Source organism: Methylobacterium sp. 10 (assembly GCF_000519085.1).
Classification (GTDB): Bacteria; Pseudomonadota; Alphaproteobacteria; order Rhizobiales; family Beijerinckiaceae; genus Methylobacterium.
In genome coordinates, this window is record NZ_KI912577.1 from 3,263,107 (window position 1) to 3,278,845 (window position 15,739).

A 15,739-nucleotide genomic window follows, 5' to 3' on the forward strand; every position below is an offset into this window, starting at 1 on the left:
GCCAAAGCGTGTAGAGTTCCGACCAGAATCGGAGCCGCCGTGATCAAGCGATTCGCTGTCCTCGCCCTCGGCCTGTCTTTCCTGGCCGCTACGCCCGCAGCGAGCGCCGACGATCCGGTGATCGCGGCGGCGACGGACCTCACCGGCGAGGTCCTGTTCCTCGAATCCGGCGCGCCCGGCATGATCCTGGTTGTCGTGCGCGGGGATGGGACCCTCATCCGCGGCTACGGCGAGACCGAGAAGGGCAACGGCATCACGCCCGATGGAACGAGCCTGGTGCGGCTCAACTCCATCACCAAAGTCTTCACGACGGAGGTGCTGGCGTCCCTTGCCACGGAGAGAAAGCTCTCCCTCACCGATCCGCTGCAGAGCTTCGCCCCCGGGGCGAAGATTCCCGACTTCAAGGGACGACCGATCACCCTGCTCGATCTGGCGACCTATTCCGGCGCCCTGCCGCGCGAGATGGGACACGCTCCCGAAGGTACGAACCCTCGCGCCTGGCCCACCTGGGACGACCGCTGGTCCTGGCTCGGCAAGTACACGCTGCCATGGGCGCCCGGCACCGTCACGTCCTACTCGAATGTGGGGTTCGACCTTTTGGCCGATGCCGTCGGCGCGGCGGGGGGCGCGGCCTATCCCCAGTTGCTACGCAGCAACGTCACCACGCCGCTGGGAATGGCCGATACGGGGCTGTCGCCGACACCGGACCAATGCGCGCGGCTGATGATCGGCTCGGGCCTCGGCGGCCCGGCCACCTGCGTCGACACCCAGGCGACGGGGGGAAGCGGCGGCCTCTACAGCACCGGCAACGACATGGCGCGCTGGCTCCGGCACAACGTCACCGCCACGAGCGGCGCGCTCGCCCTGAGCCATGCGGTCTATCGTCAGCGCCAATCGATGCCGGCGGCGATCGGCTTCGACGAAGCCTCGCCGATGGCGGGTCTCGCCCTCGGCTGGGTGGCCTTGGCGGCCAAGGGGAACGAACCGGCGCTGCTGACGAAGAGCGGGGGAGGTGCCGGCTTCATGAGCTACATCGCCTTCGCGCCGGGGCGCGATGTCGGGGTCTTCGTCGTGATCAACAGCATCGATTTCGCGGCGTTCTCCGCCTTGACCAGCACGACCCACAAGCTGATCGCCGCCCTCGCGACCCGCTGACCCCGGCGGTGAAGCCTGGCCACCAAGCCCCACGGCGACATATTGACGGTTGCCCGCATCCCCGGCCCATGCTCTTGCCGCGGCATCCCTTCGGAAACGGCCTGAAGACTTCCCATGCGGCGTGCCCTTCCCCTCATCCTCTTCGCCCTCGGACTCGTGGCGCTCGGCGTCGCGGCTACCGTGGTGCTCGTGCCCAACGCCGGTCAGGTGGCGACCAGCAGCGTCGGCGGCCCCTTCACCCTGACGGACCAGAACGGACGGCGCGTCACCGAGCGGGATTTCGCCGGGGCGACCCATCTCGTCTTCTTCGGCTTCACCCATTGCCCCGATGTCTGTCCGACCACGCTGCAGCAGATCGGCGACGTGCTCCAGGCGCTCGGCCCCAAGGGCAAGGACACGAAGGCGCTGTTCATCGCGGTCGATCCGGAGCGCGACACGCCGGAGGCGCTGAAGACCTATCTCGCCAGTTTCGATCCTCGCATCATCGGCCTCACCGGTTCGCCGGAGGAGGTCACCGCAGCGGTGAAGGCCTACCGCGCCTATATCCGCAAGGTGCCGACCAAGGAGGGCGACTACACGATGGAGCACACGGCGCTGGTCTACATCATGGATGGCAGGAACCGCTTCGTGAACGCCCTCAACCTGACGAAGCCCGCCGACCAGGCGGCGGCGGAACTCGCCAAGGCGCTGTGACGGGTCATCGCGGCGGGTGCGGTGTCAGCGCCCCGCTACGCGAGGTGCGGGACAGGCCATGCTCGGTCTTGTTCCAGCGATCGGGCGCGAGGATCAGTTCGATCACCCCGCGCCAGGCCGCGAAGCTGACGAGCAGGAAGTAGGCCGGCAGCAGCGGCACGAAGGGGACGAGGTCGTGCCAGCCCCGGCGCCGGCAGCCGATATAGGCGGGCAGGAGCATCGCCACGAAGCCGGAGACGAGCACCGTGATCGCGGCGCCCATGGGCAGGTTCGTCCAGAAATCGCTCCCCGCCTCGATCCGGCTGGGCCAGAGGGAGACCACGGCCGGAAGCATCAGAAACGGATAGGCCAGAGCCGAGGCCACCGTGCCGGGGATGAGGGCGATGGCGCATAGGCTCGCCAACGGACCGAGCTCGCGGAACGTGACCAGGGGGGTACGGCCATGGGTGAGGCTGGTCTGCAGGAAGCCCTTCATCCAGCGGGTCCGCTGGTTGAGCCAGGCCTTGTAGCGGGCCGGCGCCTCCTCGATCGTGTTGCTCGGCAGGTCGCCGACATCGTAGCCGGCCCGTGCCAGCCGCAGGCCGAGATCGGCATCCTCGGTGACATTCCAGGCATCCCAGCCATGGACGGCGCGCAGGATGTGGGTGCGGAAATGCGGTATTAGGTAGCAAGCTCACCCAGGCCAACGCTTATCGTTGGCGTCCGTTCCGGCTATGATGCGTGGATGACCGAAACGATCCGCCGCTCCCGCACTGACACGTTCGAACATACCATCTCCGGCCTGCTCACCAAGCGAGCCGATTTGTACAATGAGGCTACCCGGCTCCGCGACCGGATGGCCGGGATTAAGAACGACACGGCAGCGATAGACCGCGTGCTCTCCACGCTAGGCTACGAGGGCGATCTAGACGCCGCCATGCCCCGCCAGAAGCGCGAGGTTCTGTTCGGGCGGGGTGAGCTTACGCGCGGCATCCTCGACACGCTGAGGGATGCCACGGTGCCCATGACAAGCCGTGAGGTCGCGCAGAGCGTTCTATCACTGACAGGGCATGACGCGCGCGACCGGGGGCTTATGACGGCACACACGCGGCGCGTATCCAAGGCCCTGCGCTTGCTCAAAGAAGGCGGGACCATAGCGCAATCCAATGATGTACGAGGAAACGTCCTTTGGCGCGTTAGGAGGCAGTGAAGGAGTGATGAGGAGCGCGGTTTTCTCGCCATGCGGAGCTTATCGGTATCGGCTTGACCGCCACATCGACATGCTAGGTGGACCCACAATAGGATTTTGTTTGCATAATCCGAGCACGGCGTGTGCGGACAAGGACGACCCGACATCTCGGCGCGGCGTTGGTTTCGTCACCGCGTGGGGTGGGTCGCGATTGATCTACGTCAACCCTTGGGCTGGTTGTGCGACAAAGCCTTCAGATCTCTGGCTAATGGATGACCCAGTCGGCCCAGAATGTGACGAGCACATTTTGTCTGCGTCAGCGGAATGCGCCGGGAGTGGCGGCTTCATGGTAGCGGCATGGGGAGCTGTGAATCCACCAGTCTCACATCGCTTAATGGCCAAGGAGCGAATCAAACGGGTTGAAACACTGATACGCTCCACCGGCTGCGATCTGCGCGTTTTATCCATCAATCAAAACGGCTCGCCGAAACATCCTCTTTACGTGCGGGCTGACACCGTGCCGGTTGTCTGGGAAGCGTCATCCGGGCAACAGTAGGCCGCGAGTCCCTCTCCATCCCCCGCCTTATCCACACCTCAAAGTCCGCCATAAGGCTCACATAACGATTTGGCGCGTTATGCAGGTGCTCTGTGATGGCGACTCGGCGGGAGGGTTCCGTGCTTTCTTCGGCTGACGTTCTCGAAATGCAAAAAGAGCAATTTCGTCACGATAGACGCAATCACTCCGATATTCTCAGCCTTCACAAAAATGAGCGGCTGAAGCATTACGGGCTGCATTTTTCCAAGTATGTAGGCCGCCTAGCAAGAGGTCCAGACGAAGAAAAATCTGTGAAACGAACCGTTGTTGACACGGTGCTCGTTAGCCTAAGTGCGGCAAATACGCTGCATCAGCGACTTGGCGCAGTTGCGCGATACAACAGTAATGCAAACACACAGATAGATATACTTCGGCCTATCGCCGATGCTGCTGGACGATTTGCCGACGCTTGCGAAAAAATTGACCATTTAGAAGAATTCGTAACCATAGCCAAAGAAGCAAATTTGGATATATTTTATTGGGCGCTTTCATGCTCGGTTGAGTTGAAAATCGATGTTGGCTTAGAGCTCGCTCAGAGACGCATAGAACTTAGTGACCGGCAGTTTTACGTGACGGATCTGTGAGGAGATTATGGCTTTTTGGGCTGATGAAGCTTGGATAGACGCCAGCAAAAATCATACATATGTCACCGGATTTGATAAAAAGAATCTTTCAGATGGAGCATACAAGCTTACTCTAGGCGACGAGGCTATTGTTTCTTCGGGTTACTCTGAGCAGGGTTCTGATAACGCCTATCGAAAGCTAGATGTTGGCGCAGAATTGAAGTTGCTCCCCGGGCAGTTTGCATACCTAATAACTGAGGAGAGCGTTTATCTGACGACTTCTATTATTGGTTTTATTAATGTTGCTACTAAGATAAAGCTCAAAGGTCTTGTAAACATTTCTGGATTTCACGTGGACGCTGGATATGAAGGCAGGTTAATATTTACCGTATTTAATGCCGGTCCAACACCATTGAGTATATTTCGTGGCGATCCACTATTCCGCTTTTGGATCAGCGATTTTCGCGGTGCTGGAAGTGTAGTGAAAAGCGGGATCAAATCTATACCGCGCGATTGGGCCGATAGGTTGCATGGCACCTATCCTTCACCTTTTGCCCTATCTGCAAGGGTAACCGAGCTTGAGAAAGATGTATCCAATCTTAAAAAAGATAAAAATCAATTACTGATTTACGGTTTACTTGCCGCTCTATTTTTATTTCCGTTTGTGGCTGGTCTCTACTCTTCGGTTTTTGCGCCATGGTTTAGTTCAGCGGTCAGTGAAAGGGTGCTCGACAGCCTGTTTAAGCGTACTCCTACCTCTACCTCGTCAGTGGCTAAAGAAACGCAATCCTCGAAGTCTTCAGCGTCTGATGCAGAAGTAGCTAAGAATACGCCGGAACAGTCTCTCAAAGCTAAACCGCCCGCTGCCAGTAACCCTTCCACTGACGTGAAACAGGATGCGCTAGAGAAGACGACACCGCCATAAGGTACTGGACACCGTTGCTCTTGCGGCGGTGATCCTCGCGCCAAGCCATCTCGCCAGCGTAGGCGCCCAGGTAGGTGCCGCTGATCCGGTGATGAACGCCCATCTCCGCCCGACGAAGGCGTGAAAAGAACGACTCGGCTTGGTTGGTGCAGGCCTCGCCGTCGCTGTAGCTCTCGCTGTGATTGATGCGCTTCGTCAGGAAGCGAGCGTGAAGCTTGTCCCAACCGGCGGCTTCGTCGGCATGAACAGTGGAGCCGAGCGCGATGCGGCTAGCGATCACGGAAACGGAAGCCTCTTCGGTCTTGGACACGAACGAGAGGGTGCGGCCACCGCGCTCGCGGGCCACCACGACGACGCTGCGCTTGCCGGTCTGATGCTCGGCCTTGCGGCGGTCGATCCGGTCTTCCTTGCGGTTCTCAGGGCGAATGTGGCCACCGAAATAGGCGCCGTCGACCTCGACCACGCCAGACGCGGTATGGGTGGCAACCTCGGCCGAAATCGCCTCACGCAGCTTGTGCGTGAGAACGAAGGCCGTCTTGTACTGGCAATCAAGATCGCGGGAGAGCTGCAGGGCGCTGTGGCCCTTGGCGCCGTTCACGAAGATCGCCACGGCCATCAGAATGTCGCGGAGGGCCATCTTGCGCGAAGCGAAGATGCTGCCGCTGGTGACGCTGAACTGGTGCTTGCAGGCCTGACACTTCCAGAGCTTGCGGGTCGTCAGGAAGCTATGCGTGAGACAGCCGCAGCGCGGGCAAACCGGATCGCCGCCCGTATCGGCCCAACGGACCATACGGAAGGTCTCGAAGGCCTCTTCGTCGCTCATGCGCGCGACCTTGCTCAGGGAGAGCGTGCGGGCGGCGCGGGAGAGGAGGAAGTGCTGTGACATGAGGCCAACGTTTTCCGTTGGCACTGGTGATAAGCACGGACATCGTTGGCGTCAACGAAATTCGTTGGCGTTGACCTAATCCACGTTCGTCCGTATTTTGTGAGGATGACGCCAGAGCAGAGCAGAGCCGCCCGAGGATGGCTGGATTGGGGGCAGCAGGAGTTGGCTTCGGCCGCTTCCGTTTCCCTGTCCACCGTGCGCGACTACGAGAAGGGGCGACGGACGCCGATTCCGACCACTCTTGCAGCCATGAAAGCTGCCCTTGAAGCTCAAGGGATCGAGTTTGTGAACGACGGCGAAACATTTGGAATTGCCTGCAAATCGACCCAAGTGAAAAATTAGGGCGGCAGCGGTCGCCCTGTTATTCGGCACATCTCTGTGACAAAATCTGTCAGAATAGTAATTGGACTAGCTTCTGTGTAAATCGGGAAATCTGCCGGAATACCCCCTGAGCCTTTTCTGCCTGCATGTACTCTAACAACATTGAGATAGTACCGCGTTTGAGCCCAATCATCAGGGGAGCCTAGCCTGTCTTGTATCCAGGCCCGCTTATATGCCCCACCGCCAATATCCCATTCCACATAGGGCTGGCCTTTGGTGTCATAACTTATTTGCATTTTCTGCGTCTTTATGATTGAAATTTATGGGTGGACCGGGAGGGGATCGGACCCTCGGGGGCTTCCGTGGATAGGGGTGCGCCCGTCGCCAGACCCGGCCCAACTTATTGAGAATGCCCCGGCACAGTGACCGGGGCATTCTTGCGTTAAATGGCCAGCGCCCGTCGCACGTACTCAGGATCGTTATCAATCAGCCTGAGTAGAACCAGTGCCGTCGTTTGCGGCACGCGCTTGTCCTGCTCCCAGTTGCGGAGCGATTCCAGGGGCAGTCCAAAGCATGCGGCGAACTCGCGCTGTGACATGCCGAGCTTGGCTCGGATCGCCTTCACATCCACGCTGGTCGGCGCTTGCCACGGGATAAGCCGCGCCGATCCTTCGTTGCCTTTTGCCCAAGCAATGGCATCGTCGAGGCCATCGACGATCCTTTGGCCGCCATCGGACACCCTGCGCTCGCTCGCCATTGCATCTCTCCTCGGATTCTTTTTCATTTTATGCTCTCCGACCCACTTGAAGGTCGGCCTCGGAGCCGGGACAGGCGAGCTCCCCAACGAGGAACTCAACCTTCCGGTCGATCTCTTTCATGCGGGCCGCGCTGAGTTGAGCGACTTGGCCCTTCGGATATGCCGCCAGCATCAGCAGCGGCATATTGAGGTCTCTGAAGTAGTAAACGACCCTCGCGCCACCCCTTTTGCCTGAGCCCTTGGCTCGCCACCGGATCTTCCTCAAACCCGATGTACCGGGGATGCGGACGCCCGCTTCGGGGTTTGCCGCCACATAGTTCAGAAGGCCGGAGTACTCCTCCATCGTGAAAATCTTATCGGCCTCCCGTTTGAAGCTTCTCACAACAAGAAGCTCGATCGGATGGCCTTCGGCTTGGAACTCGATCACCTCGAAGGGGGCAGGCATGATGGACATCTCTCGGCCAGGGGTTGTGGCAACCCCAGCTTGAGCATGCGCAATCGCCAAGGCCGAGAACGTCAGTAGGCCATTGGCCTACCCTTGTCAACAAAAGTCGGCCAATGGCCTACGGGTGAGCTTGCTACCTAATACCGCGGAAATGGGTGGAGGTTCCGCCCAGCGGCGTCGGCAGCCGCCAGGCGGCCAGCGCCGGGCCGAGCACGTCGAACAGGGCGGTGTATTCGAGGGCGAAGCACCGGGTCAGCCAGGAATCGCGGGCGTTGTCGATGACGAGGCGGCCCTGCAGGCAGGCGGTACGCGGGGAGGCGCGGGCGAAAGCCTCCGCCGCCGCCCGCAACTGGCCGGGATCGGGCACGTCCTCCGCGTCGTAGACGACGAGGCAGCTGCCCCGCGCCAGGGGCAGGGCGGCGTTGAGGGCGCGCGGCTTGGTCCTGGGCAGCCCCGGCGGCACCACGACGACCTCCACATGCGCCGGCAGTGTGAGGCGCGCGAGGGCCGCCGCCGTCGCGGCATCGTCGGCTTCCGTGAGGAGCTTGATGTCGAGCTTCGCCACGGGATAGTCGAATCGCGTCAGCGCCCCGAGCAGACGGGGAACCACTGCCGCCTCCCGGTAGAGCGCAACGAACACCGTGTAGACCGGCAGCTCACTCTCCGGCATCCTTTGCCCGGGCGTGTCCTCCAGCGCGATCCCGCTGGTCGGGCCGATGGCGGCCACGCGAAAGGTGAGCAGGGCGAGGAACCCGACCTGAACCAGGACCCAGGTCGCCGTGACGAGGAGTGCCGGCAGGCAGGCCAGGGCGAGGAGGAACGCGCCGAAGATGAGGCTCGCCAGAGCGAGGAGCGGCGCCACGGGAGCGGCATTGTAGGCCCAGTCCGGCCTCCGCCTGAGGAGGTCGTCCGAGGCATGGGCCGCGACTCCCGCCGGGCGCTGGGCGAAGATCGCATGGCGGAGGGCCGTCGGGGTGGTGATGGCCGGCATCAGCCCGGTGGGGCTGCGTCCCTGCAGCAATTCGACGACGGCCCGTCCCCGCGGCGCGTAGACGAAGGCCGCCCCCGCCCCCGGATCGAGGGGCGCGACACCCGCGACCAGACTGTCGGGAAACCGCGCCCCGGCGCCGAGGGGCAGGGTCTCGCCGAGATAGCGCGCGCCGAGGGTGAGGGCGAGGGCGCGATAGAAGCGCTCCTCCTCCATCAGCCCGGACTGGATCATAGCGGTGGCGGCATCGGTGCCGCTCGCCCGCGCGAGGGCGGCGGCCTTCGCCAGCACCATTGGGGAGGCCGCGTGGCTCAGGAGAAACGCGATCTCCAGCGGCAATGCCACCGTTTCGCCGCGCAGTCTCCTGAAACCGAGGATCGACACCGGAACCGGCTCCCCGAGGCCCGGGAACGTGATAGGGGAGAGCCGTGAGCCAGACGATTCCCGCGCACAACCAATGCGCCACACATGCAACCACACCGTCAAGCTGCCTCGCCTGGTGCGCCGCCGCATTGCTGGTGACGGCGCTGTTCTCGGCTTGTCCGGCGGCGGCGCAAAACACGGCAGCGCCAGACACGACAACGCGGGATACGGCCTCGCCGAAAGTGGCGATCCCGAACTTCTGGAACCCGCGCAGCCGCCTCGAACGCATCGAGGCACCGCAGACGGCGCGCGCCATCCGCTTCCTCACCGACGACGAGTTTCCACCCCTGCATTTCGCCGGCCCCGACGGCGCGCCCACCGGCTTCGTGGTGGAACTCGTCCGGGCGGCATGCGAACGCTTGTCGATCAGCTGCACGATTCAGGCACGGCGGTTCGATACGCTGCTCGATGCCCTGGCCGATCGGCAGGGCGACGTGGTCGCGGCTGCGATCCCGCTCACCCCAACCCTGCGCAGCCGCTTCCTCGCCACCCGCCCGTACTTCCGCTGGCCGGCGCGCTTCGCGGCCCGGACGGACAAGGGCCTGCCCGCCCCCTCGGCCAAGGCCCTGGCCGGCAAGTCCGTGGGCATCGTCACGGGAAGCGCCCATGCAGCCTATCTCAAGGCGTTTTTCCCCACGGCGGAAGCGCGCGACTTCACCGATCTCGCCACGGCCGAAGGCGCGCTCCGGCGCGGCGACGTGGATTACGTCTTCGCCGACGGGCTCAACCTCGCCTTGTGGATCGGCGGCATCGATTCCTCGAATTGCTGCGCGCTGGTGGGCGGCGACTACCTGGAGAACCGCTATTTCGGCGAGGGCATCGGCCTCGTCACCCGGCGCGAGGACACGGCGCTCTCGCGCGCCCTCGACGAAGCCCTCCAACGGCTCTGGGACGAGGGGAAATACGCCGAGCTGTACCTGCGGTTCTTCCCCGTCAGTCCGTTCTGATTCGCCGGCCCATGCCTATCGGGCAGCCAGGCTAGCCGCGGGCCTGCAAGATCCCGCGTGCCTCCTCCGCCAGCCACAGGGTCAGGTCCGCCGCCCCCGTTTCCCGCGCGAGGGACACCGCCTGTCCCGACCAGAGTGGCGAGAAATCGCCTGAGCCTGCCGCTTCCGCGCGCTGGCGCAGAGGCTGAAGCGCCACGGCGGCCGAGGGAAAAGCCGGTGTCTCCGAGCTCAGCGGGCCGAGTTCCGCCAGGGCGCGGTTGACGAGACCTCGGGCGGGGCGGCCCGTGAACACGTTGGTGAGCGCGGTATCCTCGTCGCGGGCCGCCCGCAGGGCGGCGAGATGGACGGGCGAGATGCCGGCCTCCGGGCAGAGGAGGTAGGCGGTGCCGATCTGGACGGCGGACGCGCCGAGCGTGAGCGCCGCGGCGATCCCGCGGGCATCCGCGATGCCGCCCGCCGCGATCACAGGCACGCGCACCGCGTCCACGACCTGCGGCACCAGGGAGAAGGTGCCGACCTGGGATGCCACCGCATCGGTGAGGAACATGCCGCGATGACCGCCGGCATCGGCCCCTTGCGCGATGATCGCGTCCACGCCGCGCGCATCGAGCCAGCGGGCCTCACGCACCGTCGTGGCGGACGAGACGACGAGGCAGCCCGCATCCCTGACGCGGCGAAGCAGCAGGTCGTCCGGGAGCCCGAAATGGAAGCTGACCACCGCCGGGCGCAGATCCTCCACGACGGCGCACATCGTCTCGTCGAAGGGCGCGCGGTTGGCCATGGCGACCGGCGCCGCCGGGTCGAGGCCGAGTTCGCGATAATAGGGCGCCAGCCGCTCCAGCCATGCGACTTCGCGGGCCGGATCGGGGGCGGCCGGCGCGTGGCAGAAGAAATTGAGATTGAACGGACGATCCGTGCCCCGGCGGATCACCGCCACCTCGCCGCGCACCTGTTCGGCGTTGAGCGCGGCGCAGCCCAGCGACCCGAGGGCGCCGGTGCCGGACACGGCCGCCGCGAGCCCGGCCCGAGGCCCGACCATCGGCGCCTGGACAATGGGGTGATCCAGACCGACGAGATCGAGAAAGCGTCTGTCGGGCCACATGATGCGGTTTCCTTGCGGTGAGGAGCCACCTGTCTACACCATCGCAGCAGGACGACGTCCACCCGCTCGGCAATCGGATCCGATCGCGACGACGCCCGGAGAGGCGAGGGACAGGCCGGAATTCGCGGCCCGATCGATCGTCGGGTCACATGCGACACTGGTCCATATATTGCTGGTGGTTCGGCGAGGTTTCATTGGCGCCGATAGTGTGGCTGACCTCGGGGCGATCAATGGCGGCTCAGTCATATCCGGCTCATCGTGCGTCGTCGTCCGGACCACCTCCGGCTCTCGACGCGACCTACCGCCGTATTACATGGCGCCTTCTGCCGTTCCTCATGGCGCTCTGGATCCTGTCCTGGATCGACCGGGTCAATATCGGCTTCGCCAAATTGCAGATGCTGTCCGATCTCACATTCAGCGAGACCGTCTACGGCATCGGCGCAGGCATCTTCTTCATCGGCTACTTCCTGTGCGAGGTGCCGAGCAATCTCCTGCTGGAGTACATCGGCGCCCGCAAGACCATCGCGCGAATCACCTTTCTATGGGGCGTCTGCTGCGTGGCGATGATGTTCGTCACCACGCCGGCCTTCTTCTACGTCCTGCGCTTCCTCCTCGGGGTGTTCGAGGCCGGCTTCTATCCGGGCGTGATCCTGTATCTCACCTACTGGTACCCGAGCGAGCGGCGGGCGAAGGTGTTCGGGCTCTTCATGTCTGCCTCCGCGATCGCCGGGGTGATCGGCGGGCCGCTGGCCGGGGCGATCCTCACCGGCATGGACGGCGTGAACGGCTGGGCCGGCTGGCAATGGGTGTTCCTGCTGGAGGGCATCCCCTCGATCCTCGCGGGATTTGTCACGCTCCTCTACCTCACCGACCGCCCCAGCAAAGCCAACTGGCTGACGCCGGCACAGCGGGCGCTGATCGAGGCCGACCTCGCCCGCGACGCCGAGGCGCTGGGCCCGCGCGAACACCGCATCCTCGCCTCCCTGAAGGATGTCCGGGTCTGGCAGTGCATCGCGATCTTCTTCTGCATCATCATGGCGAACTCGGCCCTGACGTTCTTCGGGCCGAGCGTGGTGCGCGATGCCGGCTTCACCGATCCGCTCACCGTCGGCTGGATCATGTCGGCAGCTTATCTGTGCGGCGGCATCGGGATGATCCTTAACGGGCGCCATTCCGACCGAACCGGCGAGGCGCGCCTGCATTGCGGGATCCCAGCGACGATCGGGGCGCTGGCCATCGCCCTCCTCGGGTTCCTGGTCCCGGCGAGCCCGGTTCTGGCCATGCTGGCGCTCGCCGTGGCGATCGTCGGCACCATGAGCGCGATCCCCGTCTTCTGGCAGATTCCCGGCCGGTTCCTGGCGGGCTCCGCCGCCGCGGCCGGCATCGCCCTGATCAACTCGGTGGCCAACCTCGCGGGCTTCGGCGCCCCCGCCCTCATGGGTTACCTGCGCGAGCATACCGGCTCGGCCTCCGCCGGCCTGTGGCTGGTCGCGGCCTTCGAGCTGGCGACGATCGTCCTGATCCTCGCCTTCGTCCCACCCGCCACCCCGGCGCTGGAACGCCGGGCCGCCGCCCGCGCCGCCCATAAGCCGGCCTGAACCCGCTCCCGGTCGCGCCGGGACCGGCCCTCTGCAGGAGACAACGTTGAACCACCCCCCTGAGCGACCCGTCCTCACGCGCCGCAGCCTCGTTGGAGCCGGCCTCGCCGGGATCGGTCTCGGCGGCACGGTCGCCGCTACCGGCACCGTACTGGCCCAGGGCGCGCCCGCCCCGTCTTCGGCTCCGGCGCAGCCGGGAGCCCTGACCACCGGCCCGACGACGCAATCGGGCCTCGGCCCGCGCCTCACCATGCACGCCATCGACAATTTCCACGGCACACCGGGCGCGGGCATGGTCTGCGACCTCTCCGTCCTCGACGGAGACGCCTACCGGCCGCTCAAGACCATCACCACGGGGGCCAACGGCCGCTCGCCCGAGCCGCTTCTCATCGACGATGCGCTGAAGACCGGGCGCTACGAGTTGCTGATGCATATGGAGGAGTACTTCGCCCGGATCGACGTGACGCTGCCGAGCCCGAACTTCCTCGGCCTCGTGCCGATCCGCTTCCACATCCGCGACGCGAGCCAGCGCTACCACCTGCCGATCCTGTTCACGCCCTGGGGCTACTCGTATTATCGCGGCAGCTGAACGCCCCGACCCTCCGCAACCGCTCCGTCACGACACGATCAGAGAGACCCGATGGCCGGCATCACGACACATATCCTCGACTCGGAGCGCGGGCGTCCCGCGCCCGGCGTGCGCATCGACTTCTCAGTGATGGAGGAGGGGCGCTGGCGCCTCGTGAAGAGCGTCGTCACCAATGCCGACGGGCGCACCGACGCGCCGATCCTGCCGGCGGCCGAGGCGAAGATCGGCCAGTACCAGCTCGAATTCTTTATCGACGGCTACCTGAAGAGCCGGCCGGGCGTGAGCGAGGCGGATATCTTCGTGGACAACCCGGTGGTGCGGTTCGCGGTGTTCGACGCCAAGCAACACTACCATGTGCCGATGCTGTGCACGCCCGGCAATTGCACCACCTATCGTGGGAGCTGAGCCCTTGCCGGATCTGGCCGCTATCCATCGTCTTGAGCAGGACGCCTTCGTCGCCCTGCTCGGCGGGGTGTTCGAACATGCGGCCTGGGTCGCCGAGGCGGTGGCCCCTGCGCGACCCTTCGCCAGTGTCGCCGACCTGCACGCCGCGATGATGGACGCCGTGCGCCATGCGCCCGAGGCGCGGCGCCTCGCCTTCCTCAATGGACACCCGGAACTCGCCGGCCCCGAGGCCCGGGCGCGGGCAATGACCGCGGAGTCCGCGAGCGAGCAGGGCAGCGCCGGCCTCGACCACCTCCCGCCCGAGGATGCGGCGGCCTTCGACCGCCTGAACGCCGCCTACCGGGAAACGTTCGGTTTCCCCTTCATCATCGCCGTGCGCGGCCGCAGCCGAGCCGAGATCCTCGCGGTGTTCGAGGCCCGGCTCCGACGGGGACGGGCCGAGGAGGAGGCGACCGCCCTCGACGAGATCGGCGCGATCACGCGGATGCGCCTGGACATGATGATCTCCGGGCCGGGCGATTGAGAGCGCCTGGGGTTTGCGGCGGAGGAACTCGGTACCGCGTGTGCGGACCGGATCAGATGATGAAGTCCCCTTCGCCGAGCGACGAGGCAGCGACATCGTGCAGGATGATGCGATGCTCGATGCCGGTGTATTTCGCGAAGGTGACGAGGGTGTCGTCGCCGCCGTGGACCGACGTGATGACGACGTCATCGAAATTCGTCGTCAGCGGCACCACGTTCAGCTTGTCCCTGCCGAGCTCGAAATCGTGGATCTCGGTGCGGCCCTTCTCCGACCGGAAGATGAACTGGTCCTTGCCCACACCGCCGAGGACCGTGTTGTCGCCGCTCCAGGCGTCGATCCGGTCGCCGCCGCTCCCCGCCCTGATGCGATCGTCCCCGGCTGTGCCGATGATCTTGCCGTGATCGCCCGCAACGCTCTGTGAGATGATCGACGTTCCGAGCGTGACATCCCTCATATCGATGGACCCGTCGCTGCGGACGGCCACTTTCTCGATGGCCGAGAAGGTCTCGTCGCTGAAGCGAAGCGTATCGAGGTTAGGGTTCACCTCGACGATCAGGACGTCCCGTCCCGCGCCGCCATCGACTTCGACGGGGGTTGCCGAGACGATCAGGCGGTCGTTGCCGTTGTTGCCATAGAGCCTGTCGGCGCCGCCGCTCCCGTCGAGGGTATTGTCCTTGCCGTTGCCCGCGAGCCTGTCGCCGTAGAGGCTGCCCGTCACGTTGGTGATGTCGTAGAGCATGTCCTCGTTCGCATCGCCGCCGCTGACCTGATAAGTGCGGAAGAGGTCGATCGTGACCCCGGACGAGGAATGCTCGTAGCTCGCGGTGTCGATCCCGCCGCCGCCGCGGATGACGTCCGTTCCCGCGCCGCCTTCGATGAGATCGTCGCCGCCGCCGCCATTGATGCTGTCATTCCCGGCGCCACCGTCGAGGGCATCGTTGCCGCCGCCGCCGCCGATGACGTCCTCCCCCGCGCCGCCCTCGATACGGTTGGCGCGGCCGTCTCCCGTGAGCACATCGCCGAAACGTGTGCCGCGGACGTTGGCGATGCTCGACAGGGTGTCCTCATCGCCGGTGGGAGCGGTGTAGGCGCGCGAATCCTCCAGATACACCTCGATGCTGTACTGGGCATGCTCGTAGCTGACGGTATCGGAACCCGTGCCGCCCTTGATGACGTTGTCGCCCTCGCCGCCCTCGAACACGTCGTTGCCGCCGCCGCCGGTGAGCACGTCGTCGCCGCTTCCGCCACGGAGCACATCTCCGAACGTCCCGCCCGTCAGGCTCAGCGATGCCGTGTTGTCGAACATGTCGAGGAAGACCGCGTAACGGTCGCTCGTCAGAGCAGCGTAGCCACCCGGGACGGTTCGCGCGGCATCGGTGAAGGTCGAGCCGCCATCGGCGATGGTGCCGGTGTCGTTCAGGATGAAGCGGCCCTGACCATCGGGGCCGAAGGCGTGGCTGCTGGCCGGCCCGGCATAGGAGGCGAGGGGGTTCCCGTCCAGGCGGACGGTCTTGGTGGAATCGTAGTCGTCATCGACGGTGAAGGAAACGGACGCCATCGGATTTGTCTTTCCGCTCGATACGCCGGGATCGGGCAACGGCATGGTTCCCGCCAGCGTCAGGAATGCCCGATTGCTTACGGCGCCGAGCTTTAAAG

At 64.6% G+C, this 15,739-nt stretch carries 18 protein-coding genes; 11 read left to right on the plus strand and 7 right to left on the minus strand.

Features of this window, described 5'->3' with window-relative positions:
- The first annotated feature begins 39 nt into the window (after positions 1–39).
- Positions 40–1,155, plus strand: coding sequence for a D-alanyl-D-alanine-carboxypeptidase/endopeptidase AmpH (gene ampH / locus K368_RS0115230; RefSeq protein ID WP_027173083.1), 1,116 nt, complete (start codon positions 40–42; stop codon positions 1,153–1,155).
- A 114-nt stretch (positions 1,156–1,269) separates the two neighbouring features.
- The gene (locus K368_RS0115235) at positions 1,270–1,848 is read left to right on the plus strand and encodes an SCO family protein (protein ID WP_027173084.1); all 579 of its coding nucleotides are present in this window, start codon (positions 1,270–1,272) and stop codon (positions 1,846–1,848) included.
- A 4-nt stretch (positions 1,849–1,852) separates the two neighbouring features.
- On the opposite strand, the gene K368_RS24720 is transcribed toward K368_RS0115235, so the two are convergent.
- Positions 1,853–2,509 carry a glycosyltransferase gene (locus tag K368_RS24720; protein WP_348625548.1) on the minus strand — a complete coding sequence of 219 codons (657 nt, stop codon included), beginning with the start codon at positions 2,507–2,509 and terminating at the stop codon, positions 1,853–1,855.
- A 63-nt stretch (positions 2,510–2,572) separates the two neighbouring features.
- Here K368_RS24720 and K368_RS0115245 point away from each other — a divergent pair, with 63 nt between their 5' ends.
- The 3 genes from K368_RS0115245 to K368_RS26710 all read left to right on the plus strand — a co-directional run bounded on the left by K368_RS0115245 (position 2,573) and on the right by K368_RS26710 (position 5,099).
- The gene (locus tag K368_RS0115245; RefSeq protein ID WP_027173086.1) at positions 2,573–3,037 is read left to right on the plus strand and encodes a hypothetical protein; all 465 of its coding nucleotides are present in this window, start codon (positions 2,573–2,575) and stop codon (positions 3,035–3,037) included.
- Between the two features lie 654 nt (positions 3,038–3,691).
- On the plus strand, positions 3,692–4,195 hold the full coding sequence (locus tag K368_RS26705) for a hypothetical protein (RefSeq protein ID WP_155935155.1): 504 nt from the start codon (positions 3,692–3,694) through the stop codon (positions 4,193–4,195).
- Positions 4,196–4,202: 7 nt separating this feature from the next.
- Positions 4,203–5,099, plus strand: a complete 897-nt coding sequence (locus K368_RS26710) for a hypothetical protein (protein ID WP_155935157.1) — start codon at positions 4,203–4,205, stop codon at positions 5,097–5,099.
- Here the strand turns inward: K368_RS26710 and K368_RS0115250 are convergent.
- Positions 5,026–5,985, minus strand: a complete 960-nt coding sequence (locus K368_RS0115250; protein WP_027173087.1) for an IS1595 family transposase — start codon at positions 5,983–5,985, stop codon at positions 5,026–5,028. The genes K368_RS26710 and K368_RS0115250 overlap by 74 nt on opposite strands.
- A gap of 105 nt (positions 5,986–6,090) precedes the next feature.
- Here K368_RS0115250 and K368_RS26070 point away from each other — a divergent pair, with 105 nt between their 5' ends.
- Complete coding sequence (locus tag K368_RS26070; protein ID WP_197031020.1) at positions 6,091–6,327, plus strand: helix-turn-helix transcriptional regulator; 237 nt, start codon at positions 6,091–6,093, stop codon at positions 6,325–6,327.
- A 421-nt stretch (positions 6,328–6,748) separates the two neighbouring features.
- Here the strand turns inward: K368_RS26070 and K368_RS0115260 are convergent, their stop codons facing one another.
- The 3 genes from K368_RS0115260 to K368_RS24730 all read right to left on the minus strand — a co-directional run bounded on the left by K368_RS0115260 (position 6,749) and on the right by K368_RS24730 (position 8,880).
- A complete protein-coding gene (locus K368_RS0115260; RefSeq protein ID WP_051439882.1) occupies positions 6,749–7,063 on the minus strand; it encodes a type II toxin-antitoxin system MqsA family antitoxin in 315 nt (104 codons plus the stop codon).
- A gap of 28 nt (positions 7,064–7,091) precedes the next feature.
- Positions 7,092–7,508, minus strand: a complete 417-nt coding sequence (locus K368_RS24725) for an addiction module toxin RelE (RefSeq protein WP_245259583.1) — start codon at positions 7,506–7,508, stop codon at positions 7,092–7,094.
- Between the two features lie 133 nt (positions 7,509–7,641).
- Complete coding sequence (locus K368_RS24730; RefSeq protein ID WP_245259584.1) at positions 7,642–8,880, minus strand: glycosyltransferase; 1,239 nt, start codon at positions 8,878–8,880, stop codon at positions 7,642–7,644.
- 128 nt (positions 8,881–9,008) lie between these two features.
- Here K368_RS24730 and K368_RS0115275 point away from each other — a divergent pair, with 128 nt between their 5' ends.
- On the plus strand, positions 9,009–9,866 hold the full coding sequence (locus K368_RS0115275) for a transporter substrate-binding domain-containing protein (RefSeq protein ID WP_027173089.1): 858 nt from the start codon (positions 9,009–9,011) through the stop codon (positions 9,864–9,866).
- Between the two features lie 31 nt (positions 9,867–9,897).
- Here K368_RS0115275 and K368_RS0115280 read toward each other — a convergent pair whose 3' ends face one another.
- Complete coding sequence (locus K368_RS0115280; RefSeq protein WP_027173090.1) at positions 9,898–10,968, minus strand: nitronate monooxygenase; 1,071 nt, start codon at positions 10,966–10,968, stop codon at positions 9,898–9,900.
- Positions 10,969–11,198: 230 nt separating this feature from the next.
- Here K368_RS0115280 and K368_RS0115285 point away from each other — a divergent pair, with 230 nt between their 5' ends.
- From K368_RS0115285 to uraD, 4 genes are read left to right on the plus strand one after another with little or no spacing between them, the layout of a single operon-like run.
- Positions 11,199–12,566, plus strand: a complete 1,368-nt coding sequence (locus K368_RS0115285; protein ID WP_027173091.1) for an MFS transporter — start codon at positions 11,199–11,201, stop codon at positions 12,564–12,566.
- 46 nt (positions 12,567–12,612) lie between these two features.
- Entirely contained in the window at positions 12,613–13,155 is a 543-nt protein-coding gene (gene uraH, locus K368_RS0115290; protein ID WP_027173092.1) for a hydroxyisourate hydrolase, read from the plus strand.
- A 51-nt stretch (positions 13,156–13,206) separates the two neighbouring features.
- Complete coding sequence (uraH, locus tag K368_RS0115295) at positions 13,207–13,560, plus strand: hydroxyisourate hydrolase (RefSeq protein WP_027173093.1); 354 nt, start codon at positions 13,207–13,209, stop codon at positions 13,558–13,560.
- 4 nt (positions 13,561–13,564) lie between these two features.
- Positions 13,565–14,083, plus strand: a complete 519-nt coding sequence (uraD, locus tag K368_RS0115300; protein ID WP_027173094.1) for a 2-oxo-4-hydroxy-4-carboxy-5-ureidoimidazoline decarboxylase — start codon at positions 13,565–13,567, stop codon at positions 14,081–14,083.
- A gap of 52 nt (positions 14,084–14,135) precedes the next feature.
- On the opposite strand, the gene K368_RS24735 is transcribed toward uraD, so the two are convergent.
- Positions 14,136–15,641 (minus strand): calcium-binding protein, encoded by a 1,506-nt coding sequence (locus K368_RS24735; protein ID WP_051439883.1) that lies wholly within the window; start codon positions 15,639–15,641, stop codon positions 14,136–14,138.
- Positions 15,642–15,739: the final 98 nt, after the last annotated feature.